The sequence below is a fragment of the Sporosarcina pasadenensis genome (genome assembly GCF_047228845.1).
Lineage (GTDB): Bacteria > Bacillota > Bacilli > Bacillales_A > Planococcaceae > Sporosarcina.
The window spans coordinates 1-25,713 of record NZ_JBFEGM010000013.1; the positions used below are offsets into that span (position 1 = coordinate 1).

The 25,713-nt window shown below is 45.9% G+C and carries 31 protein-coding genes and 1 other annotated feature; of the genes, 15 read left to right on the forward strand and 16 right to left on the reverse strand.

Annotation, left to right across the window (positions count from 1 at the left end):
* A partial coding sequence (locus AB1K89_RS15325; RefSeq protein ID WP_413055580.1) for a hypothetical protein occupies nt 1-350 on the forward strand: 350 nt, incomplete at its 5' end.
* Here the strand turns inward: AB1K89_RS15325 and AB1K89_RS15330 are convergent.
* The 4 genes from AB1K89_RS15330 to AB1K89_RS15345 all read right to left on the reverse strand — a co-directional run bounded on the left by AB1K89_RS15330 (nt 341) and on the right by AB1K89_RS15345 (nt 3,083).
* Nucleotides 341-676 (reverse strand): L,D-transpeptidase, encoded by a 336-nt coding sequence (locus tag AB1K89_RS15330; RefSeq protein WP_413055581.1) that lies wholly within the window; start codon nt 674-676, stop codon nt 341-343. The two genes, AB1K89_RS15325 and AB1K89_RS15330, sit on opposite strands and share 10 nt — an antisense overlap.
* Nucleotides 677-805: 129 nt before the next feature.
* Nucleotides 806-1,333, reverse strand: a complete 528-nt coding sequence (locus tag AB1K89_RS15335; protein WP_413055582.1) for a cysteine hydrolase family protein — start codon at nt 1,331-1,333, stop codon at nt 806-808.
* Nucleotides 1,330-1,929 carry a nucleotidyltransferase domain-containing protein gene (locus AB1K89_RS15340; RefSeq protein ID WP_413055583.1) on the reverse strand — a complete coding sequence of 200 codons (600 nt, stop codon included), beginning with the start codon at nt 1,927-1,929 and terminating at the stop codon, nt 1,330-1,332. Before AB1K89_RS15340 ends, AB1K89_RS15335 begins: the two co-directional genes overlap by 4 nt.
* 104 nt (nt 1,930-2,033) lie before the next feature.
* Nucleotides 2,034-3,083 (reverse strand): ATP synthase beta subunit C-terminal domain-containing protein, encoded by a 1,050-nt coding sequence (locus AB1K89_RS15345; RefSeq protein ID WP_413055584.1) that lies wholly within the window; start codon nt 3,081-3,083, stop codon nt 2,034-2,036.
* A gap of 198 nt (nt 3,084-3,281) precedes the next feature.
* On the opposite strand from AB1K89_RS15345, the gene AB1K89_RS15350 reads away from it, so the two are divergent.
* Nucleotides 3,282-3,422: a hypothetical protein gene (locus AB1K89_RS15350; protein WP_413055585.1), complete on the forward strand. Its 141-nt coding sequence runs from the start codon at nt 3,282-3,284 to the stop codon at nt 3,420-3,422.
* Nucleotides 3,423-3,534: 112 nt separating this feature from the next.
* Nucleotides 3,535-3,726 carry a hypothetical protein gene (locus tag AB1K89_RS15355; protein WP_413055586.1) on the forward strand — a complete coding sequence of 64 codons (192 nt, stop codon included), beginning with the start codon at nt 3,535-3,537 and terminating at the stop codon, nt 3,724-3,726.
* 49 nt (nt 3,727-3,775) lie between these two features.
* Here the strand turns inward: AB1K89_RS15355 and tatC are convergent, their stop codons facing one another.
* The 4 genes from tatC to AB1K89_RS15375 form a co-directional block, all read right to left on the reverse strand.
* Entirely contained in the window at nt 3,776-4,624 is an 849-nt protein-coding gene (gene tatC, locus AB1K89_RS15360) for a twin-arginine translocase subunit TatC (protein WP_413055587.1), read from the reverse strand.
* A 12-nt stretch (nt 4,625-4,636) separates the two neighbouring features.
* On the reverse strand, nt 4,637-4,834 hold the full coding sequence (tatA, locus tag AB1K89_RS15365; RefSeq protein ID WP_252501659.1) for a twin-arginine translocase TatA/TatE family subunit: 198 nt from the start codon (nt 4,832-4,834) through the stop codon (nt 4,637-4,639).
* A gap of 76 nt (nt 4,835-4,910) precedes the next feature.
* The gene (locus AB1K89_RS15370) at nt 4,911-6,623 is read right to left on the reverse strand and encodes a GMC family oxidoreductase (RefSeq protein WP_413055588.1); all 1,713 of its coding nucleotides are present in this window, start codon (nt 6,621-6,623) and stop codon (nt 4,911-4,913) included.
* 14 nt (nt 6,624-6,637) lie between these two features.
* Complete coding sequence (locus AB1K89_RS15375) at nt 6,638-7,387, reverse strand: gluconate 2-dehydrogenase subunit 3 family protein (protein ID WP_413055589.1); 750 nt, start codon at nt 7,385-7,387, stop codon at nt 6,638-6,640.
* A gap of 128 nt (nt 7,388-7,515) precedes the next feature.
* On the opposite strand from AB1K89_RS15375, the gene AB1K89_RS15380 reads away from it, so the two are divergent.
* Nucleotides 7,516-8,550 (forward strand): PQQ-dependent sugar dehydrogenase, encoded by a 1,035-nt coding sequence (locus AB1K89_RS15380; RefSeq protein WP_413055590.1) that lies wholly within the window; start codon nt 7,516-7,518, stop codon nt 8,548-8,550.
* Nucleotides 8,551-8,657: 107 nt separating this feature from the next.
* Here the strand turns inward: AB1K89_RS15380 and AB1K89_RS15385 are convergent, their stop codons facing one another.
* A complete protein-coding gene (locus AB1K89_RS15385) occupies nt 8,658-9,053 on the reverse strand; it encodes a hypothetical protein (protein WP_413055591.1) in 396 nt (131 codons plus the stop codon).
* Between the two features lie 207 nt (nt 9,054-9,260).
* Between AB1K89_RS15385 and AB1K89_RS15390 the strand changes: the two genes are divergently transcribed.
* Nucleotides 9,261-9,461, forward strand: a complete 201-nt coding sequence (locus AB1K89_RS15390) for a CsbD family protein (protein WP_413055592.1) — start codon at nt 9,261-9,263, stop codon at nt 9,459-9,461.
* A gap of 46 nt (nt 9,462-9,507) precedes the next feature.
* Here AB1K89_RS15390 and AB1K89_RS15395 read toward each other — a convergent pair whose 3' ends face one another.
* A complete protein-coding gene (locus AB1K89_RS15395) occupies nt 9,508-9,687 on the reverse strand; it encodes a hypothetical protein (protein ID WP_413055593.1) in 180 nt (59 codons plus the stop codon).
* 136 nt (nt 9,688-9,823) lie between these two features.
* Between AB1K89_RS15395 and AB1K89_RS15400 the strand changes: the two genes are divergently transcribed.
* A complete protein-coding gene (locus AB1K89_RS15400; protein WP_413055594.1) occupies nt 9,824-10,051 on the forward strand; it encodes a hypothetical protein in 228 nt (75 codons plus the stop codon).
* A gap of 95 nt (nt 10,052-10,146) precedes the next feature.
* On the opposite strand, the gene AB1K89_RS15405 is transcribed toward AB1K89_RS15400, so the two are convergent.
* From AB1K89_RS15405 to AB1K89_RS15415, 3 genes are read right to left on the reverse strand one after another with little or no spacing between them, the layout of a single operon-like run.
* Complete coding sequence (locus AB1K89_RS15405) at nt 10,147-10,929, reverse strand: ABC transporter permease (RefSeq protein WP_413055595.1); 783 nt, start codon at nt 10,927-10,929, stop codon at nt 10,147-10,149.
* On the reverse strand, nt 10,926-11,828 hold the full coding sequence (locus tag AB1K89_RS15410; RefSeq protein ID WP_413055596.1) for an ABC transporter ATP-binding protein: 903 nt from the start codon (nt 11,826-11,828) through the stop codon (nt 10,926-10,928). Before AB1K89_RS15410 ends, AB1K89_RS15405 begins: the two co-directional genes overlap by 4 nt.
* A complete protein-coding gene (locus AB1K89_RS15415; RefSeq protein ID WP_413055597.1) occupies nt 11,825-12,025 on the reverse strand; it encodes a PLDc N-terminal domain-containing protein in 201 nt (66 codons plus the stop codon). The genes AB1K89_RS15410 and AB1K89_RS15415 overlap by 4 nt, the downstream gene beginning before the upstream one ends.
* A 311-nt stretch (nt 12,026-12,336) precedes the next feature.
* Between AB1K89_RS15415 and AB1K89_RS15420 the strand changes: the two genes are divergently transcribed.
* From AB1K89_RS15420 to AB1K89_RS15450, 7 genes are all read left to right on the forward strand, one after another.
* Nucleotides 12,337-13,224 carry an EamA family transporter gene (locus tag AB1K89_RS15420; RefSeq protein WP_413055598.1) on the forward strand — a complete coding sequence of 296 codons (888 nt, stop codon included), beginning with the start codon at nt 12,337-12,339 and terminating at the stop codon, nt 13,222-13,224.
* Nucleotides 13,225-13,347: 123 nt separating this feature from the next.
* Nucleotides 13,348-13,875, forward strand: coding sequence for an RNA polymerase sigma factor (locus AB1K89_RS15425; protein WP_413055599.1), 528 nt, complete (start codon nt 13,348-13,350; stop codon nt 13,873-13,875).
* Nucleotides 13,875-14,609 (forward strand): hypothetical protein, encoded by a 735-nt coding sequence (locus tag AB1K89_RS15430; RefSeq protein WP_413055600.1) that lies wholly within the window; start codon nt 13,875-13,877, stop codon nt 14,607-14,609. Before AB1K89_RS15425 ends, AB1K89_RS15430 begins: the two co-directional genes overlap by 1 nt.
* A 136-nt stretch (nt 14,610-14,745) precedes the next feature.
* Nucleotides 14,746-15,105, forward strand: coding sequence for a hypothetical protein (locus AB1K89_RS15435; RefSeq protein WP_413055601.1), 360 nt, complete (start codon nt 14,746-14,748; stop codon nt 15,103-15,105).
* A 67-nt stretch (nt 15,106-15,172) separates the two neighbouring features.
* Nucleotides 15,173-16,360: an alanyl-tRNA editing protein gene (locus tag AB1K89_RS15440; RefSeq protein WP_413055655.1), complete on the forward strand. Its 1,188-nt coding sequence runs from the start codon at nt 15,173-15,175 to the stop codon at nt 16,358-16,360.
* A gap of 150 nt (nt 16,361-16,510) precedes the next feature.
* Entirely contained in the window at nt 16,511-17,728 is a 1,218-nt protein-coding gene (locus AB1K89_RS15445; RefSeq protein ID WP_413055602.1) for a glycosyltransferase, read from the forward strand.
* Nucleotides 17,697-18,437 carry an HAD-IIB family hydrolase gene (locus AB1K89_RS15450; RefSeq protein WP_413055603.1) on the forward strand — a complete coding sequence of 247 codons (741 nt, stop codon included), beginning with the start codon at nt 17,697-17,699 and terminating at the stop codon, nt 18,435-18,437. The genes AB1K89_RS15445 and AB1K89_RS15450 overlap by 32 nt, the downstream gene beginning before the upstream one ends.
* Nucleotides 18,438-18,560: 123 nt before the next feature.
* On the opposite strand, the gene proS is transcribed toward AB1K89_RS15450, so the two are convergent.
* Nucleotides 18,561-19,997 (reverse strand): proline--tRNA ligase, encoded by a 1,437-nt coding sequence (gene proS / locus AB1K89_RS15455; RefSeq protein ID WP_413055604.1) that lies wholly within the window; start codon nt 19,995-19,997, stop codon nt 18,561-18,563.
* 46 nt (nt 19,998-20,043) lie between these two features.
* Nucleotides 20,044-20,257, reverse strand: a binding site (T-box leader).
* A 132-nt stretch (nt 20,258-20,389) separates the two neighbouring features.
* Between proS and AB1K89_RS15460 the strand changes: the two genes are divergently transcribed.
* Nucleotides 20,390-20,761, forward strand: coding sequence for a zinc ribbon domain-containing protein YjdM (locus AB1K89_RS15460; RefSeq protein WP_413055605.1), 372 nt, complete (start codon nt 20,390-20,392; stop codon nt 20,759-20,761).
* Between the two features lie 53 nt (nt 20,762-20,814).
* On the opposite strand, the gene AB1K89_RS15465 is transcribed toward AB1K89_RS15460, so the two are convergent.
* On the reverse strand, nt 20,815-22,491 hold the full coding sequence (locus AB1K89_RS15465; RefSeq protein ID WP_413055606.1) for a methyl-accepting chemotaxis protein: 1,677 nt from the start codon (nt 22,489-22,491) through the stop codon (nt 20,815-20,817).
* A 265-nt stretch (nt 22,492-22,756) separates the two neighbouring features.
* Between AB1K89_RS15465 and AB1K89_RS15470 the strand changes: the two genes are divergently transcribed.
* Nucleotides 22,757-23,185 carry a GatB/YqeY domain-containing protein gene (locus AB1K89_RS15470; protein ID WP_413055607.1) on the forward strand — a complete coding sequence of 143 codons (429 nt, stop codon included), beginning with the start codon at nt 22,757-22,759 and terminating at the stop codon, nt 23,183-23,185.
* A 53-nt stretch (nt 23,186-23,238) separates the two neighbouring features.
* Here AB1K89_RS15470 and AB1K89_RS15475 read toward each other — a convergent pair whose 3' ends face one another.
* Entirely contained in the window at nt 23,239-25,650 is a 2,412-nt protein-coding gene (locus AB1K89_RS15475; RefSeq protein WP_413055608.1) for a heavy metal translocating P-type ATPase, read from the reverse strand.
* Nucleotides 25,651-25,713 lie beyond the last annotated feature (63 nt).

The window sequence follows — 25,713 nt, forward strand, 5'->3', positions numbered from 1 at the left end:
GCGCGGAATCACTCACTTTGAGCGCGGAATCACTCACTTTGAGCGCGGAATCACTCGCTTTGAGCGCGGAATCACTCGCTTTGAGCGCGGAATCACTCGCTTTGAGCGCGGAATCACTCGCTTTGAGCGCGGGACCTCTCGCTTTGGACGCGGGACCTCTCGCTTTGGACGCGGGACCTCTCGCTTTGGACGCGGAACCTCTCGCTTTGGACGCGGAACCTCTCGTTTTTGGACGCGGAACCTCTCGCTTTAGGCGCGGGATCACCAACTTTGGGCGCGCGCTACCCTTTATCAGCAAAAAGCCGATTGCACCCAAGCAACCGGCTTTTCTTCTATGTTCTCATTTATGAATGACGACCGTTGTCCCTATCAGCACTTTCTTGGATAGCTCTAGGACATCTTTATTATGCATCCGAATACAGCCGTGCGACACGTTTTTCCCGATAGATGAAGGGTTATTTGTTCCATGGATTCCATAATGGGGTTTGGATAGCCCCATCCAAAATACGCCGAACGGACCGCCCGGGTTCAGCTGTTTGTTAATGATTTTAAATGTACCGTACGGCGTAGACGTCACCATCCTCCCTACGGCGATCGGATACTTTTTCAACACGCGATTTCCATCAAATAATTTTAACTCATGCTTTCCAACGGAGATGTCAATCCAACGCACCATTTCCTTCCCGCCTTCGCAAATGTCTTTGTTAGTATAAGATACGGAGGATGTTTATTACGGGCTGGGCTGATAATCGGAAATAGAACAACGAGTCTGCATGCTAGACCCGTTTGAGTTGTATCTTTTCTTTCATTCGCTAAATCGTATTTCGCTCGTTTTCCTTAAGTGAGAAAACCATTTCAATACCTCATTATGATGGTCGATAATTTGTTGGGCGGATAGGCTCCCGGAATTCCACGTACTATGTGCATCCGCAACCAACGTGACGTCATAGCCCATACTGAACGCTCTCCTGCACGTCGTATCTACGCAAATATCCGTTTGAATCCCAGCCAGGACGAGATGCTCAATCTTTTGTTGTTTCAGTTGCTCTTCAAAGTCCGTTTCGTGGAATGAATCCGGCGTTGTCTTTTGAATGATTGAATCCTGTTCAGCGGGCGCTATTTCAGGATGTATTCCCCACCCAAAAGTTCCATTTTCCAACGGTTGACCCACTGCTTCATTATGCTGAATGAAAAAGATTGGCGTTTTATTGGACCGGGCCTTTGCTAGTAGATCCTTGATGTTACGAATCAATACTTCCCCTTGATATACCGGATATTCTTCCATGAACATTGCATTTTGAACGTCAATTATGACAAGTGCTGTCTTCTTCATTGTCCTTTCCCCCTTGAAAACTTGATGCCTTCTTGCAAATGAGAAATCCACGGGTGACCGGGCACGTGAATTTTAAATGCATTACAAAGCCATTGCTGGTCTTCATTACATAAAAGGTCCTTTACAGCATGAAAATCAGCATGGTCCTTCTCTCGCGCATTTTTTGCTTTGTACAAAAGGACGACAGCCGGATGGAAATAAGGAATGCCACCCTCGGTAGTCAAGAAAAGTGAAGAGCTTGGAAACGTGATTGTCGGACCTCGTCTAAATATCCACCGGTCATTTTCCACTTCATTCAACAACACTTCCAAGCGCTCTCCGCTCTTTTCATGGTAGCCATGCAATTCATGGATTGGCAGCTTCAACGTCTCCGATTCCCACTCAACGATTTCACCCTTCACCGCTTTTTGAAAGGACCAATCAGCTAATATGGTTTTTATCTTATGTTGGTCTTCCCGAAGAATGGCGATTTCGATGTCCGAGTGTTCCCGGGTTTTATTCCCAACAAAGAGATCGATCGCCCAGCCGCCCGCAATTCCCCAAGGACAATCATAGCCTTCGATCCAGTCCACCACTTTTTGGCATGAGCGCAGCACTCCATCCCCCCTAACACACTTCCCGCGAAAAAGGAGCGACTATGTCACTCCTTGAAAGTCTTATAGTTATTTTATCTGAACATTACTACTCTCACAAACCCTTCTTATAACTTTCCGACATAACTTAAACTTTGAACATCATTCGAATCAAATGATCCGTCCAATATGGCCTGCACGTCTTTCAATGTATCTTGAAGACTAACTGATTGGCCCTTTTGCCCGGTGTATTCTTCCGCCACATAGAACGGTTGGGTTAAATATGCTTCCAAACGTTCTCCACGTTTGTACGTCTGCACTTCAGAAGGAGGAAGCTTCCCTTCTCCGCCTACGTTAACGAGTGAACGCAATTCCCGGTAACGTCGCAATAACTTTTGTGCTCTTTGTTGAATGAAAAAATGATTTTGATCCATATGTGACCCTTCGAGAACAGATGAAGTGGAGGCAATCGGGTTGACTGCGGGATATCGGTGTCTTGCCGACAAATCTGCGTCGAATTGCCAAAGCGTTTCAAGTGGCCCATAAGGAAGTTCTTCATCCACTGCCTCTCCCGTTAAATCCAATAGGAAAGTCGTGACCGCGTGCATTCCAATTTGCTGTAAGCGTTCTTGCAACTCGTAGATGCCACCTGCGACTACATGACTTTTGTCTGCTGCAAACGCAATTTCCTTTTCAAGTCCGAGAGCTGCCATTTTCTCATACGTTTCGTCAATGGTTTTCGTTGTAATATCGACGTTTTCCAATATATCTTGGAGCTCCGGGTAAATCCCCTCGGGCATTAACAGGAATGTCGTATAGCCTTCACGCTTCAACCGGTAGAACAATTCACTCAGGACTACGAGTTGGCCCATTTGTTTTCGAGCGACTAAACCGACTGTCCCGCCTTTTGCCAACGGTGCGAATAAATCCAATGTCTTGATCTTTGTTTCAATCATCTCGATCTTCTCCCCCCGGATTATCAATTCGTCCAAACTGCACCCCGCCAAATCTGCAAGCGCTACAAGCGTCCTTACTTCCGATTTACCGACTGAGATCTTTCCTGTACATAAATTCGAAACTGTCGCTGGCCGAAGACCGACTGATTTAGCTGCACTCGTCAAATTCGGTACTCTTCTCCTCAACAACGAAACGTTCAACCGAAGATTATCTCTTTCCATAATTTTCACTCCTTACTTTGTATCGTAATTTATATTATGCTGTAATGCAATATAAGTTTACTCTACAAAGTAATTTATTTTACACGGAAGGGATTCTCCAGTAGAACTCCTTTTTTTATATAAAAATCCGGATAGAAATGACGAAGTAGGGAATCTTAACTATGATCCAAAATCCAATGTGAGGAAGGTGATGTTTTTATGAATAAAATGGCGATAGCGGCATTAGGAATCGGAGCGGCATTTTTGATGAGGAATAAAAATGTCCGTGGCAAGCTGATGAAGCAGTTTGGATCGCTCGCAGAACCATTCACCTCAAGAAATGGATCATCCAATTCATAAAAATCTTTCTCACGGGAGAATCGGCATCCTTTTGGGTGCCGATTTTAATGTTGTTTAGACTCTTTCAAATCGGGAAAGTATCGTATAAGCAAAAAATTAGGAGGCAATGACGATGAATAAAAAAATGGCATTGGCCGCTCTAGGTTTAGGCGCAGCATATTTGATGAGAAACAAGGATGCTAGAAATAAATTATCGAAGCAGTTCGATTCATTCGGATCTACGACGATGAGAGGCGATAAAAGCTCCCGCACCGCCCCTTCTTCCGGTCGGAATAAAGGATTATTGGGCGGCCTATTCGGTTAAGGCAAGTTAATTAAAGGAGAGTGTGCATGGATGGATGCACACTCTCCTTTTATTCTTGTACCGCGACATTGCGTCTCTCCGTGTAGAGAACGATGAAGATGCTCGCCTCGTATAGCAAGATCATCGGAATGAGGACGATGAGCTGGCTGACGAAATCGGGCGGCGTAATGAGTGCAGATACAACTGCCAGAATGAGATAGGACCACTTTCTAACTTTCCGTAATGTATCGGCGGTCAAAACACCGATCGCAGCTAGAAACAAGGCGACGATTGGCAGTTCGAACAGGAGCCCGATCGGCATCGTCGTCATGAGGAGGAACTTCGCATATTCCTGCGCGGACACCATCACAGTGAAGTTCATCGCACCTAATGATATGAGGAAGCGGTAACTCAATGGATTGACGACGAAATAGCCGAACGCCAATCCTGCCAGGAATAATAGGAACATGACCGGCGAATATAGGCTGAGAAACTGCTTTTCCTTCGGATGCAGCCCTGGCTTCACAAATTGCCATAAAAAGTGGCAGAGGAATGGGAGCGACAATCCGAATGCCAATGCAGTCGATATGGACATGTAAAATACGACGACTTCCATCGGTCCGAGGACGATCAGTTCGTGGCCTCTTGTAACGACCGGAAACCACAAATTAACAGTCGCAAATACACCGATGAAAAAAGTCACAAAGACGACTACGCTTTTAATGAGCTGTTTGCGCAAATCGGTTAGGTGCTCGACAAGCGGAGGGTCTCCAACAAATGGATCTTCCGCTGCTATCGCCGCGGCTTCCTCCACCTCTTTTGCCGCTTCCTCGTCAGTCACCGCTATCATTTTTTCCGGCATGTCCTTTTTATCGAGCGGGCTTAAGACTTTCCTACGGTAATCACCATAAGGATCCATTTCTCCACCTACTTATGAATGATCCGTCTTATTCGGTAGTTCCTTCTTCACTTCATCCTCGTCCAAAATGTCGCGTGCCGACTTCTTGAACTCCGCTAATGTCTTGCCGACCGCTGAACCGACTTCCGGCAACTTGCGCGGACCAAAAAGAATAAGGACGATCACTAAGATGATAATTAAGCCCGGTACGCCGATGCTCGCTAAACTCATGGTGAAATTCTCCCTTCTATTATTTACGCCTTGGCGCAAATTGAGCTAAGTTTTTTATGCATTTGTCTGCACTTCCTTAAACAAGAGAACCTCCCGTTTTGCTGTATTTCACAATGGCTTCCGATGTACGGTATGCCAAGGCCCCGACCGTCCCCGTCGGGTTATATCCGCCGTTATGCGGGAAATTCCCTGCACCGACAACGAAGAGGTTCTCAGCGTCCCAATGCTGCAAGTATGTGTTGACAACACTGTTGCCGGGATCCGTGCCCATTATCGTTCCACCTGTATTATGTGTAGTTTGGTAAGGAACTATGTCATAATCGGAGATCGGATTTCCAGGGACCACCGTCTTCGCGCCCATCTCCTTCATAATTTCCGCAATCCGGTCCGTCAGGTATTGATGCAATTTCCGGTCCTGTTCTGTAAAATTGTACGTTAGCTGCAAAAGCGGTACGCCATAGACATCCCGATAATCAGGATCGAGCGACATGAAGTTTTCCCGATGCGGCATGGAAGCCCCTTGTCCGCCAACTGATAGCGTACGTGTATAATTTTCAATGGACGCCTTCTTGAATTCAGCTCCCCAGGCTGGCACATCCGGCGGAACCGGATTTGTCTGGATCGGCCTGTACCCTGTCTGTACTATTGAGATGCTCGCGCCATGGATGAAGTCAAGATCGGAATGATCAAAGCTGTCGCCATTAAAATCATCGATCGTCATGCCCAAGGCTCCTGCACCCATGAACACATTCATCTGCTCATCAAAGAATCCGGTTGCTCCCGGCAAAATTTGATATGCATAATTTTTCCCAAGAGTTCCTCTGCCTGTATCAGGATTATATTGCTCTCCGATTTTGGAAACCATAAGAAGTTTTGCATTGTTCATTACATAACTAGTCAGTACGACGACTTCGGCAGGCTGGATGAACTCCTCCCCTGATTCCGTATCGATATATCTGACGCCCGTCACTTTGTTCCCTGATTTGAGTACCTCGACGACATTCGCATGAAATTGGACTTCAAAATTTCCCGTTTTCATGGCCGTTGGAATGACAGTAATTTCAGCGGATGACTTGGCGCCATATTCACAGCCGAAACGTTCGCAAAATGCGCAATACTGACATTGACCGATTGCCTCGCCATCCGGGTTTGTGTATGCCTCTGACAGGTTTGCGGACGGTAACATGTATGGGTGGTAGCCCAACGATGTAGTAGCATTTTCAAATTTCTTCAAAATCGGAGTCCTCTTCATCGGCGGCGTTGGAAAATCAGCGGAACGTTTACCCCAGAATGGGTTTACATCTTCTCCAGATATGCCTGCCGTCTTTTCGTACTTGTCGAAATACGGCTCGAGTTCATCGTATGTGACTCCCCAATCTTGAAGTAAGTAGTCTTTCGACAATTTATTTTTCCCATACTTTTTCTCAGTCATTGTCTTAATTTGAAAATCGTACGGCAAGAAACGAAAAGTATGCCCATTCCAGTGTGTTCCGGCACCGCCTAGTCCTTCCCCTAAGAGGAACGATCCCATTTGGCGCATCGGGAGCGCCCTCATTTTACGATGGTTGCGGAATGTAATCGTTTCCTTTGATAAGTCTTGCATGAGCTCATAACGGATTGCATACCGGTATTCGTCATGCACCATCAAATAATCCGCAGTGCCCCTCGATTTTCCGCGCTCCAATCCACGTACCTTCAATCCCGCCTTGGCGCACTCGGCAGCAATTATCCCTCCTGCCCAACCTACGCCGACTACTACGACATCAACCTTGTCCAATGTTTTAGCCATATTTCTTCCCTCCGTCAATGTTGCATGCTGCTGATCGATTTTGGTTCAATCTTTTGAAACTTCTCTTCTTCAATTACATTGATATATGCCATTTGATGTCCAGGGAACCCTTTCATCCTCCAGCCATCCATATTCGCATTGCCGTTATAGATTGGATCGGCGTAAGCTCCATCCAACGTCGCTTGGCGAAGTAGCCGGAAAAAGAATTCAGAACTAACTCCTTTCATTTCCACTTCGTTTTTTTGGAATGAAGTGAGGATCTCGTCCATTTGTCCGCCATCCAGCTCAGCAAATCCTTTTTGATAGCGTTTCTGCGCCTCTTCTTCCATTCTTGCGATCCCTTGACGGAAAATCTCTGCCCGTGTCAACCTACTTTGATAGCCTTGCGTTGCTTCACCCGCAAAAAATGGACCTTGCATATATTCGCGTGCGTTGCTGCCGTAATTTCCCGCCAGCTGGTTATCTATGAAATAAGGAACGCCGAGACCGATTGCTCCCGGCCCAAGATCATCCTCCGGAAAAATCCGTTCAACAGCTTGGGAAAGTACATGGAAGTCCTGCTGATTTGTGAAGAACATCAACCCTCTGACGGCGGCAGCTTCATGTCCTCCTACGGCATTTGTATCAGTTGTCGTTTTTCCGTCTTTTTTGGCGTTGTATCCGATCAGACCACCAATCACTCCCCCGCCGACCAACGCTCCAGTTGCAATTCCTGTCGTTTTCAGGAAATCACGTCTTGATAATCCTTTTTTCTCGTTTGTCATATTTCATCCTCCTCCCGTAGTTAGTACAAAGCATGGCCGTATTACCATTCATTTCATACAGAATCGTCAAACATTATTCGAATGCGGTATATTATATTCAAATGGAATACTTTTGGAAGGGGTGTAGTATGAAACGGCTTGTATTTTTACTCTTCATTCTTGGGCTTGTTGGGTGTTCATCAATGGGAAAAGAGGACAATGGCTTATATGTTACCTCGAAAATAGCAACTAATTTGGAATCCCCTTGGTCCATCGCTTCGGACGGACAAACATTCTTCATATCGGAACGGAACGGGGCAATTGTGCGGATTGAAAAGGATGGAAGGACGACTCGGGAAGAGGTTTTCTTATCAAAGCCATTATCGTCTGCAGCGGAAGCAGGGTTGCTAGGGTTCGTCCTTCGTGAGGATTTCAATGAATCTTCTCTTGCCTATGCCTACTACACGTACGACTTTGATGGTCAGCCTGTCAATCGGATTGTGACACTGGTCCGCGAAGGCGGGGAATGGCATGAGAAAGAGATACTACTGGATCATATTGAATCGGGGCGTGTCCATCATGGAGGGCGGCTTGCGCTATCTCCTGAAGGAACTCTATTTGCCACTATTGGTGACGGGGCTGCTCCTGAAAATGCACAAGACCCGAATTCATTCAACGGAAAAATTTTGAAACTCCAGGTGGATGGCAGTTTCAGCATTGTCAGTTTGGGTCATCGAAATCCCCAAGGGCTTGCATGGAATTTGGAAGGAGAACTTTATTCATCGGAGCATGGACAATCTGCAAACGATGAAATCAACATGATTGAACAAGGCGGGAACTATGGGTGGCCGGAAATCGAAGGGAATGAGAGCAAGGAAGGCATGCGTTCCCCTTTGCTTACTTCTGGGGTAAACGAGACGTGGGCTCCGTCCGGGATGACGTTCCACAACGGTCTACTTTACATCGCGGCACTTAGGGGAGAAGCTATTTTAGTGTTCGACCCGGAAGCGATGGAGATAGTTCAGAACATCGAAGGATATGGTCGTATACGGGATGTCTATTCAGACGGGGAGTCACTTTACTTCATTTCAAATAACACGGACGGACGGGGGACACCTTCCGAGTTTGACGACGTTTTGTATAGACTAACGGTTATTACTAAAATTATATATGAGGGAAAATAGAAGATTCTTTCATTTGAAAGTAGTTATAGTTAGGTTAAAAATGGCCAGAAACTCCCGCGGAAAGGGAATCATTCTGGCCATTTTCGTTTACTATAGACAGCGATAATTCATTCTTCAAATCCTAGTATAGGAATACGATCTTCCAAGATTGTAACTTCGCCCACCGGAAGATCAATTCGAAACCCATCTTTGCCGTAAGGGCTGACAGCAACTTTCTTTTGGGCAAAAGGGTTATTCGTCACAAACGTCACCATGCCGGTCTCCTTCTCGAAGCTCTCCACCGCAAAGCGATATCCCGACAGCATGGCATATGGGAACACTTCGTAGGCGTCTTCCAATTCTTCCATATTCACTTCCTTGAATAAATGACCACTCGTGCCCATTTCAACAAATCCAATTTCCTTATCTCCCGGACTCCCAGACTGCAAATAATAGTTACGTCGCTGGGATACGATGGGATATTCTTTACCGTTCCAGACTGCAAAACGACCTTTTCTTATCATTCCATCTCCTCCAAGAAATGCATATGTATACATCTATTATATAAAGCACTCAAATACGAAAACAGGTAAGTTTATCCAAAGTTTCGTCATAATTTTTAAGGACTTTCCCCTCTTGCACGTTGGAATTTTGGGCTGTTAAAGTCTAGACGTTTGTCTTTTTTCCCTACGGGGTATTGAAAAACTACTACTCTTTGAGGAGGTTTTATTATGAAAGAAAGAGGATACTCGGAAAAGTTCAAGGGTGCCGTGAATAAAGTCAAAGGTGAAGCAAAAGACCAATTCGGCAATGCAACGGACGATGCCATGCTGCAGGCAGAAGGTAAATTGGATAAATTGAAAGGCGAAGCACAACAGGAAATCGGCGAATTCAAGGACCGTTTCGGCAACTATAAGAATGAGCGCCGCTAACGTGGTGGAAAGGAAGGCTGTCTCCTAGGAGGCAGCCTTCCTTTCATTATAAATGGTCGGTGTTGATCCGCGGTACTGTTCCAGCATTGTCATCCCTAGGCTGCAAGATGTCGTCACCTGATAAAACTTCACCGCTGTCCGTCATTTGTGCCCTGCTATCCCTATCTGTGTCTTCACTCTCTCTAGCTTCTACGTCTTCGCGCCTACCGACATATCTTTTCTCCATGTAAACACTCCTTTTTCATTTGGTTTTCATTACTCTACCCTTGAAATCAACTGAACACACATGTCATTTGTTGTGGCCATGTTTAGTCTCTTGAAATCGCGTGAATAGATTAATAACAGAAAGGAAGTGCTTTCACTTGGAAAAGAAGAAGACTTTTACGGAAGAAGATCGGAAAGACGCCAATGGCCCTTTCATGGACAACCCGGAAAACTTGCCGACTGACAAAGAAAGCATCTATGATATGCACGAAGATATGCAGAACGTCGATTCGATCCCATTGGAGGATGTAAGATTGGAAGAACATGAGGAAGAGCATCACCGTGAAACGAAAAGCCGTTCTTCCAGCGAAGAAAAATATAAGTAAACGTGAAAAAGTAGAGGTGGGTTAAAATCCTAACCTCTACTTTTTTCATTCATGTCATTGTCTGTCGATATTCCCCGGGAAATGTCAGATATTGATCAGACGAGTGTCTTGGCTGCATTCTTTTTAGACATATACATACCTAAGAGGACAAGCAAAATGATGAGGATGACTGTAAGTCCAACACTCATCCAATAGGCTGATTGATCTGCGAATGTGCCGAATGCATTCGGTGCATATGCGCTTAATTTCCATGGTGACACTGTCCAGTACGTGCCGACTACGCCGTCTATGATTTGGAAAACGATCAAGACTAAGATGGAAAGCCCTGCAACCGCTCCTGTTGGCAACCAAGCGCTTAACGCAAGGACAACAGTCACAGCAAAAACCAACCACAAACTATAAATCCCTACAAACGCAAAGACTTCCCCTGCTGCCACCGAATTGAACAAAATGCGGATATAATACCATGCCGCCAAAAAACCTAACCAAACACTCGCTAAAACAATCGCATTGACAACAATCCATTTACTAAGGAAGTATTGACTAAATGACATAGGCCGCACGTACAGAAGCGTCGCTGTCCCTGTTTTCCGTTCACCTGAAATGGATCCCATGAAAGCGAGGATGATGATGAGGATGCCGATCATCTGGTATTGGCCCATCAATGATACGAAGATATCTTCCCCACGGAATTCTGGCCAAGCGAATTCCGCCCCTTCCGGCAGATTCCCGACACTTTTCATAATCTCAGGGAGAAAATGGTTCGTAATCGGCTCTATCACTCCGAAGATGACAAACACGATCGGAATCCAATACAGCTTGAAATTACGGATGTTTTCTCGCCATTCCTTGCGCAATAATACATGTAGGCTGCTCACTCCTCCACCACCACTTTCATGAAGATTTCCTCCAAACTTGCAGTCTGCAATTCCACCTTCCGAACACGGAGGGACTCATTATGCAGCAACGCGATGACTTCAGGCGTTCCGACACTTTCATTCACAGCGTCAATAGATACTTGTTTCTTCTCTTTTTCAGCTGTCCATGGTGAAATAGCGGTAAACCTCTCCGCTTCTTCGACCGCCTCAAACTCAATTAGTATACGGGGATTGGCATATTTTTCACGAATCGTCTCAAGCGACCCGTTTTCGACAAGGACTCCTTTTCGCAAGAATAACAGCTGATCTGTCATCTCTTCCGCGTCATTCAAAATATGAGTCGAGTATAAAATTGTCGTTTTCTGTTGAAGCTCCTTCAATAAATTCATCACTTGCCGCCGCCCGACCGGGTCAAGCGCCGATACAGGCTCATCTAACAGCAGCAGCTCCGGCCCATGGACAATCGCCTGTGCCAAACCAAGCCGTTGTTTCATCCCTCCTGAAAATGTTCCCGTTCTTTTCTTCATCGCGTCACCTAAGCCGACAAATTCGAGAGTCTTTTTAGCTTCGGACAACGCCTGTCTCTTTTCGACACCACTTAACACAGCAACCATCTCCGTGAATTCAAGTGCTGTCAGCCAAGGGAAGAATTTCGGGTATTGAGGAAGGTATCCGATGGAAGCCCGGATATCCGGCTTCGGCTTCCCTCGGAATAAAATGGATCCACTAGTAGGAGCGACAAGTCCAGCTAGCATCGACAAGGACGTCGTTTTCCCAGCCCCATTCGGCCCGATCAATGCTGTTGATGTCCCTTCCGCCAATTCGAATGTGATTGAATCCACGGCTTTGTGACTCCCATAAATCCTCGATAGATCACTCACTTGAAGCAATTGCGTCATGCTTGCTTCCTCCCGAAGATGAAATACAAAATCGGTCCAATGAGACCGAGGAGCAATATGATGAAAATCCACATGATGAATGGCCCATTCGTCCGTTGATGACGGATGACATCAACCAAAGCGACAACCATCAGGATCAATTGAAGTACAAGTACCGGCAAAACGAGACTCCAAGGTATGTTCGCAAGCTCAGCCATGAACAACACAACCTCTCTTTTTGTTATAGGTATAATATAACACGCTTGTTATACGTTGTATATAACAAATTAATGTTTTTTCAAAAAAAAGACATTCGCAATGGCGGGCGGGTTGCTTTGGACGCGGGAACGCTCGCTTTGGACGCGGGACAGCTCACTTTGGGCGCGAGAACGCTCACTTTAGACGTGGGACCACTCGCTTTGGACGCGGGACCACTTGCTATGGACGGCTAACATAGTCCTGCCGGTCGACTCCCCGTCTGGATTCTTCCTGTCCGTGTTATACTATTGCTTGAACTGGAGGACGTAAGATGAAACCATGGATGTATCCGCTGTTCGTCATTCTTGGGGCGTGCAGCTATGGAATTCTTTCAACGATTATTAAATTGGCCATCGCGGACGGGTTTACAGCACCCCAAGCAGTGACGAGTCAATACTATACTGGCTTTCTATTAGCCGCACTCATTTTTCTATTCACCCGTCGGACACTTCCGAAGTTCGGTGGTGGTTTTACGCTTGTGATCGCCGGTTTATTAACAGCAATCACAGGAACCGTCTATGGGAAAGCGGTAAGTTTGATGCCTGCTTCCCTCGCCGTCGTCATGCTTTTTCAATTCACTTGGATCGGCATGCTTTTGGATTGTATCGCCCGTCGGCGTTTGCCAAAACGGATCGAAGTCATTTCATTACTGTTTTTATTCGGAGGCACAATCTTTGCAGCAGGTGTCATCGATGCCGATTTAAGCGGTATCCCTTGGCAAGGATGGGCTTGGGGACTGGTTTCGGCAGTCAGTTTCTCGGCATTTCTCATGGTGAATCAGCGGCAAGTGGAAGGGATGGATATGCTAACAAGGCTATTGTTCATGTCTTTCTTCGCCGCTGTCGCCATCACCTTCTTCCAAGAGCCGCAAATTGTCTGGGACGGCACATTGCTAAACGGCTTATGGATATACGGTTTGATTTTAGGGGTGTTCGGCATCATTTTGCCAATCCTGCTCTTCTCCATTGGCATTCCGAAAGTCGGTACAGGAATGGCTTCGATTTTAAGCGCGATCGAACTGCCAGTCGCGGTAACTGTCTCGATGATTTTATTGCATGAGCATATGACCCTCTTGCAAATTACAGGCATTATGATCATCTTGGTCGGAATGATGTTACCAAGCATTGCCAACAGACGAATCCGATTGAAAAACACTTGAGTCAGTTTCCACATCACGTTAATAAGTGATGTGGTTTTTTGTTTCCCCGAAAACTTTTCGGCAAACCTGAGGGTATATATAGTGAAAGCAACAAACTAAGTTGTTCTGAAAGGAGTGTGCCGCGTGCAGCAGGAAAAGTGGGTTCGGAAAATACGGGCGGGCGACCAAGCCGCATTCCGTCAATTTTATGAAGCGTATGCGGGTCCGGCAATCCGGACAGCAAGCGCAATCACCCGCAACCGAGAGATGGCGAAAGATGCGGTGCAGGAAACGTTCATCCGGGTGTATCGGCAAATCGGCAACTACAAGCCGATATTGCCGTTCGACCCTTGGTTTTATCGGATATTGACGAATGAATGTCTTCGTTTAATGAAGAAGGAATCCCCCCTTTCGAATATCGAAACGCTTGAAAACGATTCTTCCCTTGCAGAGGAATCGTTCGATCAATTGACGGAGCTTTACGATATCATTCAAGCATTGGATGATTCCCATCGTATTCCGCTAATCTTGAAGTATATTAAAGGATTTTCCGAAAAAGAGATTGCGGACATTTTAGGGTTGAATCAAAACACCGTAAAGTCGCGATTGTTCAAAGGAAGAAAGCGGTTGAAAGAGCAACTGGAGCCCACTCGAGAGGAGGATATGTCCTGATGAGCAAATTTGACGATCGGATAAAGTCGGAGCTTGAGCAACATACCGATGCAGATGTGCATGACCTGAAGGATGATATTTGGAATGAAATCAACGAGGAACTATTTGAAGGGAGCAGGACAACAATGAGAAGAAAAAAACGATGGATGCCCGCAATGCTCATTGCAGCGGTGGCACTCGTCCTTGCGTTCACTTTACAGACGGACCCTGGCCTTGCGCTGATCAAAGGCATCAAGGATATGTTCGTCCCTGAAAAAGAGATTATCCAAAGCATTGAAGGTCAAGACGAGCCTACGGAAGTCCATCTGAATGAAGGGAAAGATTCTGAGTACATCATCTACGTGGATGAATCCCGCTATAAAATGATCAAAGGGGAAGAAGCCGACATCATTACAACCATTGAACCTCTTCCAGAGAAATATCCGGAAGTGAGTATGGAAATTAAACAATATCCAACCGATAAACCGGAAACGCTTGTGAAGGAGATTGAGGAAAAGTTAAAGGTCGAATTCCCGGATCTGCGGAATGTCGAAACTGTGTCGGAACCGGTCGAAGGATTCTGGCTGCATGGTCTGACCGAATCAACATGGGACGGAAAGGTCATTGATGTGTACGTCATTAGTAACGGCAAAGATGGAAGCTTTGTCATTACCGAGAAATATTTCCTTGAAGCGGCGGAAGGTCACGGCGCGAGGTTCTATCATATGCTACAGAGCTTTGAAATTATCGAATGAACGGAGTCTGAGAGGGGGATCCTTTAATCCCCTTCTTTTTTTATAGGTATAAAAGTAGTTTCGCCTGCTCTTATGCATATGTTATAAGAATATAGGGTATAGATTGCATTAGTAGATAGCAAAGGGGACACTGAACATGGATATTTTTATGATCGTCATCGATACGCTGATCGTTTTATTATATATAACTCTGATTGCATTCATTACGCCGTTCACGATGAAATTTCTTAAAAAAAGGAACTGTGATATATTTATCCAGCTACTGCCTATCTGTTTGATAATTTTTGTCAGTAGTATACTCATTTCCATCGGACTTGGCGGATTCAAAGAGATGATTTTCTTTCAAATAACGAGTATCGTTTCATTGATTCTCTTAGGGTCTCTATTGTTCCTGACATTGGCAATGAGAATATTGTGGAAAGACAAATACGATTTGTTAGTGGAAAGGATCCTCTCCTTTCGCGAAAAAAATGAACGGAGCTTCTCACTAAAATAAGTGGGAAGCCTTTTTCTATTTGTTGTACACTATTGATAAACTATCCACGCTAGGAGACGGTAATATGTTGAAGGATCGTATTTATTATCAAAATGCCTATAAAAAGACGTTCAAAGCACGTATTGTCGGGAACGGGGTAGATTCTGAGGGGCGCCCATATGTCGTATTGAGCAACACAGCATTCTATCCGACCGGCGGCGGGCAGCCGCATGATACGGGAACGATTGAAGGAGTTCGAGTGATCGATGTAGAGGAAGTTGACGGTGAAGTCCGCCATTTCCTTAGCGAAGTACTTCATTCCAAAATGGATGTGGAAGGGGCGATCGATTGGGAACGCCGGTTTGACCATATGCAGCAGCATACGGGGCAGCATATTTTGACAGCAGCTTTTGTCCGGCTCTTCGGGTTTCAGACAGTTAGCTTTCATCTCGGCAAAGGCCTTGTGTCCATCGACTTGGACATAGAAGACGTGACGGCTGAGCAATTGACGGCTGCGGAAAAGCTCGCAAACGGGATCATTTTGGAGAACCGCCCGATTGAAACGAAATGGGTGACGGAGGATGAGCTTTCCAAGTTTTCATTGCGTAAGCAATTGGCTGTAACGGATGAAATCAGGCTTGTCATCATCCCGGATTTCGATTTTAACGGATGCGGAGGCACCCACCCATCTTCAACCGGACAAGTTGGATTGCTGAAAATAATCTCTACGGAAAAACAGAAACGGAAAGTCCGAGTCCATTTCGCTTGCGGTGGCCGGGTTCTACAGCAGCTGCATCGGAAGCATGAAGAGTTGTCGGCCGCCTCCAAATTGCTAAGCGCTCCTGAAGATGGTGTCAGCAATGCGATTGAGCGGCTTTTGACTTCGCATCACACATTGGAAAAATCGCTGGAAAAGGCAAAGGAAGACTTGCTCTCGTTCGAGATGAAAAACTTGTTGAACAATAAAAATGGCAGCATTGTAAAAGCTTCATTCACCGATAGAACTGTGCAAGAGCTGCAAAAATTGGCACGGATGATTGTAGCAGAAGATGATTCGATCATCGCCCTTTTCGTCGCTGAGAGTGAAGATCGCCTCCAGTTTGTGGCGGCGAGGGGTGCATCCGCAGGGACAAGCATGAAACTAATCTCGGCGAAAGTATTGCCACTTCTCCACGGTAAAGGTGGCGGAAATGATGCATTTGTCCAAGGTGGCGGCGAGCGGACAATGGCTGCAGAAGAATTATTGAACGTTATGGAAAATACAATTTCAAACTAACAAATTTACGCTCCTCCTGATTTCAGACTCAGGAGGAGTTTATTATTTCATCAATATTACTAACTAACTTATGTTTACTATTTCACATCATGGGTAAATAAAAACATTAGATACCATCATACTTCTGGCATCTTCGAAGGGGAGATAAATATGAAGAAAAAAATAGTATTCATTTCTGACCACGGCGATCCACTTGCACCGCTTGGAGGCGAACAGGCAGGTGGACAAAATAATTACGTCAAGCAATTGGCACTTTCATTGGATAAAAGAGGGCATACAGTGGATGTCATTACCCATTGGGCAGATGCGAAAGCTTCTGCGATCGAACAATTCGGTTCACGCTGCCGGGTGATCCGCGTTGCTGCAGGTATGAAGGGATATGTGCCGAAGAGCGACCTCTACGGCATGTTGTTCGATTTTTATGATGAAATACGTTCTCGCATCGATTTGTCGTCTTACGACGTGATGCACACCCATTATTGGCTATCTGGACTCCTCGGTGCGAAAGTGGCTGAGGATTACGGAATACCTTGGATACACACTTCCCACTCTTTGGCCGTTGCGAAAGAGCAAGCGACCGGTATCCGCGAGGAAAAACGAATGGCGGCTGAACAATTGATTTTGCAGTTAGCCGACAATGTAGTCGCTACGACTACTTCTGAAAGAAAATTGATTCATAGCTTCGTTGCAGACCCTTCCCCCATCAAAGTCATTCCCATAGGGGTTGACAAGAACTTCAAGCCATCTCTCCAAGAAGAGAAGATGCAGCCTTATTTCGCATTTGCCGGAAGGCTTGAAAAGACGAAAGGGATCTACACTCTTCTTAAAGCCTTCAGACTATTAGTGGAACGGCATGAGCTGCCGCCATCCGCGAAGCTCGTCATTGCAGGAGGAGACCCGGATAAAATTGATATGCAAAAGAAACTGCCGACTGATCCGAAATTAAAAAAGGCGGTTAAGGGATTGGAACGGCATGTCGAATTCATCGGGGCTCGTACCCAACGCCAATTGGCGGACCTTTTCAATGAAGCGACCGCTGTCATTGTCCCTTCTACGTACGAATCGTTCGGAATGGTCGCTGCGGAAGCGCAAGCATGCGGCAGCCCTGTCATCGCTTCGAAAGTAGGAGGTTTACAGGACGTTGTCCGCCACCGGGAGACGGGCATCCATATTGAAAAGGAAAACCATGAACATTTGGCATTCGCCATGAAACTGCTTGCGGCGAACCGTGAATTTGCCCGCTCCCTCGGACGGCGCGCTGCTGCCTATGCACGACGTGAATTCGATTGGGACACTGTCTCCAAGAAAATGGATGGATTGTATGAGGTGGTCATGTTTGAAAAACAAAAAATACTTGTTGGCGACTGATTTGGACGGAACGTTTGTAGGCGATGAGGAAGCTCTAGGGCGGTTGCTACAGTTCTTTGACGACTCGCCGGATGAAGTTGGGCTCGTCTACGTGACCGGAAGGCATCTCTCTTCCGCCAAATCACTTATCGCGGAAGAAGGTCTGCCCATGCCCGATCTGCTCATAGCGGATGTCGGTACGTCCATGTATCAGTCTGACGAGCTCGTTGAAGATCTTGATTGGAAAGCGCGTATGCAGGAGGATTGGCAGCCCGATAAAATTGCAGAAATTGCAGCTTCCTTTCCGGCTTTGAAAAGACAGGAGCTTCCAGATGATCGACGTGTTTCATTCACTGTTTCAGAAGACGTAGGCGCAGTGAATGAATTCAAGAAGACCCTTGAGGACGAAGCAATCTCCCATACGTTCATCTTCAGCTCGAACCGGGATATTGACGTACTTCCTTTTGGAGCTGGCAAAGGGAACGCGTTGGAATATGCTCTCGAACAGTATGCGATGGATGGCGTCAAGCTGCTCATTGCAGGAGATTCGGGCAATGATCAAGACATGCTTTCCCTCGGCTACCCTTCCGTCATCGTCGGCAATGCTCAGCCCGAATTGTTGAAGATGGAACCGTGTGAAAATCTCTTCCGTGCAAATGAAAACTGTGCGGGGGGTATCCACGAAGCGTGGGTGCATTTTTATGGGGAGCAACGGGAGTCTTTAGCATGAGTTATCACCGACTCTCGGAGGGTTATCATCGTTCGACCATTTATCGGACAGTTTTTGCTATCGTTATAATAAAAAAGGCTGCCACCCATTCTCCAGGGCGGCAGCTTAATTCATGCAATCGGATTAATATGCTCTCGCAAACCAAACCGTATGTTTCGATTCTTTTCCACAATTGATGCAAGTCGACTTTTCAGCCGGTGGATTGAACGGGATGTTGCGCGTCGTGAACATCGTCTCTTCCTTCACTTGCTCCTCGCACGCGTCATCGCCGCACCAGCCGGCAAGGATCCAACCAGGGATTTCGCCCTTATCCGCAGAATCAGCGATATGCTTGGACAGCTCCTCGATTGTGTCGATATGCGTGTGGGAATGCTCTGCACGGAATGCACGCGCTTTTTCAAGAAGACGCGTTTGCATCGTTTGTAATTCCTGCTCAATGCTTTCGACGATATTTGCCAATTCGACAGCGACTTTCTCGTCTTCATCACGCGCCTTCATCAACGCCTGATTGTTCTCCAAATCACGTGGCCCTAGCTCAACGCGGACCGGCACGCCTTTCAGCTCCCACTCATTGAATTTGAAGCCCGGTGACTGATCGGAATCATCAAGACGCACGCGGATGCCTTTCGCTTTCAACTCGGCAAACACTTCATCCAGCTTCTCCATGATTGCAGGGTTCTTCTTCCAAGGACCTACCGGAATCAGGACAACTTGCGTAGGTGCGATGCGCGGAGGCAATACAAGTCCTTGCTCGTCGCCGTGGACCATAATGACAGAGCCAATCAAGCGTGTCGAAGTTCCCCATGATGTCGTATGAACAAACTCGTGACGGTTTTCTTTCGTCAAATATTTGATGTCGAATGCTTCCGCGAATTTCGTCCCTAAATAGTGGGACGTACCCGCTTGCACCGCTTTCCCGTCCTTCATCATCGCTTCGATCGAATACGTATCGACCGCGCCTGCAAAACGCTCGGATGGCGTTTTTTGACCGTCGTAGACAGGAATGGCTAATAGCCCTTCCACGACTTCTTTGTAAATGTTCAGCATTTGCATCGTCTCTTCGCGCGCCTCTTCTTCATCGGCATGCGCTGTATGCCCTTCCTGCCATAAAAACTCGGATGTACGAATGAAAGGCAGAGTTCTCTTCTCCCAACGGAAGACGTTTGCCCATTGGTTGATCAACACCGGAAGGTCACGGTAGCTTTTGATCCAATCGGAATACAAGTGGCCGATCATCGTCTCGGATGTCGGACGCAATGCAAGACGCTCTTCCAATTTCTCGCCTGCAGCTTCTGTCACCCATGGCAGCTCAGGAGAGAACCCTTCGATATGATCCTTCTCCTTCTGGAAGAACGACTCAGGAATCAACATCGGGAAGTACGCATTGCGGTGGCCCGTCTCCTTGAAACGCTTGTCCATTTCAGCTTGGATATGCTCCCAAATTTCGTAGCCGTCCGGTTTAAATGCGATACATCCACGCACAGGTGTATAATCCATTAAATCCGCCTTTTGGATCGTATCGATATACCATTTTGAAAAATCGTTCTTCTGATTACTCATCTTGATTTCCTCCCTATACATAATAAAAAGCGCAAAGCTGTCCTAATATAAGGACGTCTTTGCGCTGGATAGACGTGGTACCACCTTCATTCGGCCTAGCAAAGCTAAGCCCTCGAACGTTTGATAACGAAAACGACCCGGTCATGTTTGCATGACATCTCCGTGGTAGGGTTCAATGAAAAGCGGTGGTATAGCTCTCAGCAATCGCCATACTTTCTGTTTCACAATTTTCATCTACTTGGCCACATCAGTGATTCCATATTGCTTATAATATAGCAAATACTTGAGATTTATACAAATACAGTTTAGTTTTGAGCGAGTTTCGAGCAATTATGCTCGCTTTAGGACTTTTGCCCTCGCACACTTGGATTAATTCTGTTCTTTGCTATAGTATGATTGATACTATCAGATGGAGGAATCAAGTCATGAATAATTTACCAAACTGCCCAAAATGTAATTCCGAATACACATATGAAGATGGAAATCTATTTGTTTGCCCTGAATGTGCACACGAGTGGACGCTGGAATCCCAGGAGGCCGAGGCTGAAAAGGCTGTCGTGCGTGATGCGAACGGAAATGAATTGAACGATGGCGATACGATTACGGTCATCAAAGACTTAAAAGTGAAAGGCAGCTCAAACGTCGTCAAAATGGGGACGACCGTGAAAAACATCAAGCTGGTTGAAGGCGATCACGATATCGATTGCAAAATCCCCGGATTCGGCGCAATGCAATTGAAGTCCGAGTTTGTGAAGAAAATCTGACTTTATTTAAAAAGGGCTGTTCCACATAATTTCTGGAACAGCCCCTTTCTTGTTTACAATTTAAATTGAAGGACGTGTCGATTGAGTTCTTCAGCGTATTTAGATAGTTGCTCTGAGCTCATTGCCACTTCTTCCATTGAGCTATTTGTCTGTTGGGCTGAAGCAGATGTTTGTTCAATGCCTGCAGAGTTTTCCTCAGTGATGGCAGCAATTTCTTCTACAGAGCCGCGCATTTCCTGACTGCGGGAAACCATTTCGGATAGATTGTTTGAAATCGTTGTAATATGCGTTGCCACATCAGTCACAGCATCATTAATATCGTTGAATGTTTGGCTCGTCTGTGTAATTTGTTCCGTTCCTTTCTCCACTTCCCCGTATCCTTCCAATAGGGATGTTGCCACGGAACTGGATTCGGATTGAATGTCACCTACAATTTTTGTAATGTCAGTGACCGAGTGAGAAACTTGTTCTGCTAAGTTTCTTACTTCTTCGGCTACAACTGCGAATCCTTTGCCGTGTTCGCCTGCCCTCGCCGCTTCGATAGCTGCATTCAGAGCCAATAAATTCGTTTGGTCGGCAATGTCTTTGATGACGACGACCAATTTCGATATTTCCTGGGATTGTGCGTCCAAACCTTGGATTTTTTCAACAGAGAATTGTACGATTTTATCGATTCTCCCCATTTGCTCATTGGAGAGATCCATTAGACGGCGGCCTTCCGAAGTCATATCCAACACTTTTGTCGAAGCAACTTGAATATGCCCACCTTTTTCATCCGCCTCTTCCACTCGATTAACGAACGAATCCATCAAGTCAGATAAATGACCCGCTTGTGTCGCTTGCGACTCTGCACCTTCCGCCAGATCATACATCGTCATTGCAACCTGGTCTGTAGCAGACTTCACTTCGTTCGCGGATTGCGTCAGCTCTTCACTTTGGGCTGTTACAGAGCTTGAAATATCATTAATCGTATTCAATAAATTGCGGGTATTATGGCTCATCTCATTTGCCGCATGGACAAGCTGGCCAATTTCATCCTTGGCTTTTGTCTTCATATTTTCACCGCTTAAATCGCCTTTAGCCATCTCCGACATGCGATTCATTACCATCTTAATCGGTTTTGTAATTTGATCGGCAGTGAATAGTGCTGCAGCTATGCTTAATAAAATGACTAAAACCGTCACAACGGACACAATCTTAAGCGTCATTTCTCCGCCTGCGATAATATCCGCTTCTGCCGCATTAATATTCGCTTCATAATTCGCTGCCAATTTTTCATAGCCTGCCATAATTTCACGAACCATCGGAGTTGACCGCTCTAAGTTTCGTAGCGCCAGCTCCTTGTTGCCTTTGTCATACTCAGCAAACACGTCTTCACTGATGATCGTTCTCCAAGCTATCGTTTGCTCGATCAGCCGGTCGAACTCTTCCGTTTCATGGATTCCACGGATGATATTTTCATTTTGCTTTCCACTCTCGGTATACTCATTGAACCTCTCCTTAAAATCTCCTCCGTATAAGACATACCCCCGGGCTGTCGAAATACGGTTAGCCATCGTTAACGCCATCTTGTCATGGGCAATTAACAATGGAAGCTCTTTCTCCACTATATTCCTTGCTTGTTCGTTACTTTGCATCACTACGTAAATATTATAAATGCCGTATACGAGCACTAATAAAATCACTAATGAAAAAGAGAACAACAATTTACTTTTAATACTTTTAAACATGCCTTCCATCTCCTATTAATTATTGATAGCCGATTCCACTACGATTCATTTATCGGATGGATAGAAGACATTTAAAGTAATTAATTATTTATTCAATAGTAATTATTTATCAGCCGCTTGCAACTTAAATAGCGCGCCCCATCCGACTTAACCGGAGTGAGGCGCGCTCCCAAGAGTTGCATTTTAAAGTCCACCTTCGTTATAATCATTACACAAATTCGAGTGGGTTAATGCATTCGATGAATGAAAAGAGGCGATTTGAACGATGTTAAAAACAACTGTGTTCGAACAACTGAAACAGGCAATGAAAGAGAAGGACGTCCTCTCCAAAGGTGTGCTGACGCTGTTGAAGTCCGCACTTGACTCAGCTGAAAAAGAGAAAGGCTCCGTGTTGACAGAGGAAGAGGAAATCGCAATCGTAAACCGTGAGATCAAACAGACGAACCAAGCGCTAGAAGGTGCAGAGAAAGCACAGCGCGAGGATTTGATTGGACAGGAAAAAGCGAAATTGGTATTGCTCAAATCATTCTTACCGAAGCAATTAAGCGAGGAAGAAGTGAAAGCTTTGCTGACAGAGGCAGGTGTTGCTCAAGGAATGAATATGGGTGACGCGATGAAAATTGCAAAACCGCTCCTTGCCGGTAAAACGGATGGCGCAACGATGTCGAAGGCTGTCAAAAGCATCATACAATAACAAATTGAAAAGCCCATCCGTGACTGGATGGGCTTTGTTTTGTGTTTATACTATTACAGTTTCACCCGCTGCAACCTAAGCGCATTCAGTACGACCGATACCGAGCTGAATGCCATAGCGGCACCCGCCACCCAAGGGGCTAACAGGCCAACTGCGGCTACTGGTATGCCGATCGTGTTGTAGAAAAAGGCGAAGAACAGGTTCTGCTTAATGTTGCGCATCGTTTTCCGACTCATAATAAATGCATCTGCAACGCTGTTCAGATCGCCGCGCATTAACGTAATGTCAGCCGCTTCAATCGCAATATCCGTCCCTGTCCCAACAGCCATTCCTATATCCGCCATAGCAAGTGCCGGTGCGTCATTGATGCCGTCGCCGACCATCGCGACTTTCTTCCCTTCGGCTTGCAATTGCTGGATTTTATCGCTTTTCTGGTCAGGAAGAACTTCTGCGATGATATGTGTCAATCCAACTTGCCGCCCGATCGCTTCTGCAGTATGTTGATTATCCCCCGTCAGCATAATGACATCGAGGCCGAGTTCCTGCATTCTCCGGATCGCCTCTTTGGACGTTTCCTTCACAGTATCCGCAACCGCCACAACACCCGCGAGTTTTCCATCAACTGCAATGAGCATCGCTGTTTTCCCTTCATTCTCCATCTTCTCCATTATGGATTCACTATCGTGAAGGGCCACGTCACGGCTGCGCATTAATCTTCGCGTTCCTACAAACAGATGCCTCCCGTCAACTTCCGCTTCAATTCCATATCCGGGGAGCGCTTTGAAAGCTTCTGGTTCAATCAATTCAATGCCTTTTTCTTTGACACCCGTTACAATCGCCTGTGCCAGCGGATGCTCGGACTGGTTCTCTGCCGATGCAACCCATCGCAACATGTCATGTTCCAGAAACCCTTCAGAAACGATAACATCCGTTAATGCAGGCTCACCTTTTGTAACGGTTCCTGTTTTATCTAAGACGACCGTGTCAATGGAGCGGGTATTTTCAAGGTGCTCGCCACCTTTAAAAAGCAATCCCATTTCAGCGGCTCTACCTGAACCAGCCATGATGGACGTCGGTGTTGCTAAACCGAGCGCACACGGACATGCAATAACTAAAATGGAAATGGTCGGAATGAGTGATGATCGGAAATCGCCTGGGGTTACGACAAAATACCAGATGAAGAACGTCAGTATTGCAATTCCTACAACAATAGGAACGAAGATGCCTGATATTTTATCCGCCAACCGCTGAATTTCCGCTTTTGAGCCTTGCGCTTCTTCAACCACTTTGACAATTTGCGATAACGCGCTATCTTTCCCGACTTTCGTCGCTTTAATTTGCAACGAGCCGTTCTTATTAATGGTGGCTCCAATAACGGAGTCCCCGACAACTTTGTCGACTGGAATACTTTCTCCTGTAATCATCGATTCATCAATTGCCGATTCACCAGAGATGATTGCTCCATCGACAGGTATTTTTTCACCTGGTTTGACAAGGATAATGTCCCCAGCCACCACTTCTTCGATTGGAATCTCTTGTTCGACGCCATCTTTTAGAATTCGTGCAGTTTTCGCCTGCAAGCCAAGAAGTTTTTGAATCGCCTGGCTCGTTTTCCCCTTGGCGCGCACTTCAAATAATTTACCGAGAACGATGAGTGTGATAATGACGGCGGATGCTTCAAAGTACAGCTCCGGATGACCGACACTACCCGCGTTTAACCATTCGAAGGTTAAGTAAAGACTGTAAAAATAGGCAGCACTCGTTCCAAGCGCAACTAGCACATCCATATTTGCACTTAAGTTTCTCAATGAGTTATAGGCGCCTTTATAAAACTGTGCGCCAACGATAAATTGGACAGGCGTCGCAAGTGCCAGCTGTACCCATGGATTCATAAGGATTGCCGGCAAGTAAAGGAAAGATAGAAATTCGAAATGCGCTACCATCGTCCATAATAACGGCAAGGTAAGAATTGCAGAGAAGATGAATTTACGGTATTGGTTCTTGATTTCTCGTTCCTTATGATCCAACTTTTCCTTGTCATCAGATTTTGGAATTAATTCATAGCCCATTTTCTTCACATTGGCCATCATTTCATTCGGACTTGTTTGCCCGCTAACATAGTCGACAGTCAGCGTTTCAAGTGCAAAATTGATCGTAGCGTTTGAAACTCCATCCATTTTATTGATGCGCCTTTCAATTTTTGTTGCACAAGCCGCACAAGACATGCCAGAGACGTCAAATTCAACTTTATCGTGTATGACATGAAAGCCTAACTTCTCGATTCTCGATGTAAACTCATCGACGTTTGTCACTTCCGGGTCGAAAAGAATAGTGGAACTTTCCAAGGCAAAATTGACATTCGCCTTTTCTACGCCTTCTATTTTAGATAATCCTTTTTCAATCCGGTTTGCACATGCAGCACATGTCATTCCGTCAATTTTCAAGGTCTTTTCTGTCGTTGCCATCTGTATTCCTCCAATACATAGCGGGGGTACATTTATTTGAAAAAAGAAAGATTATACGATTGA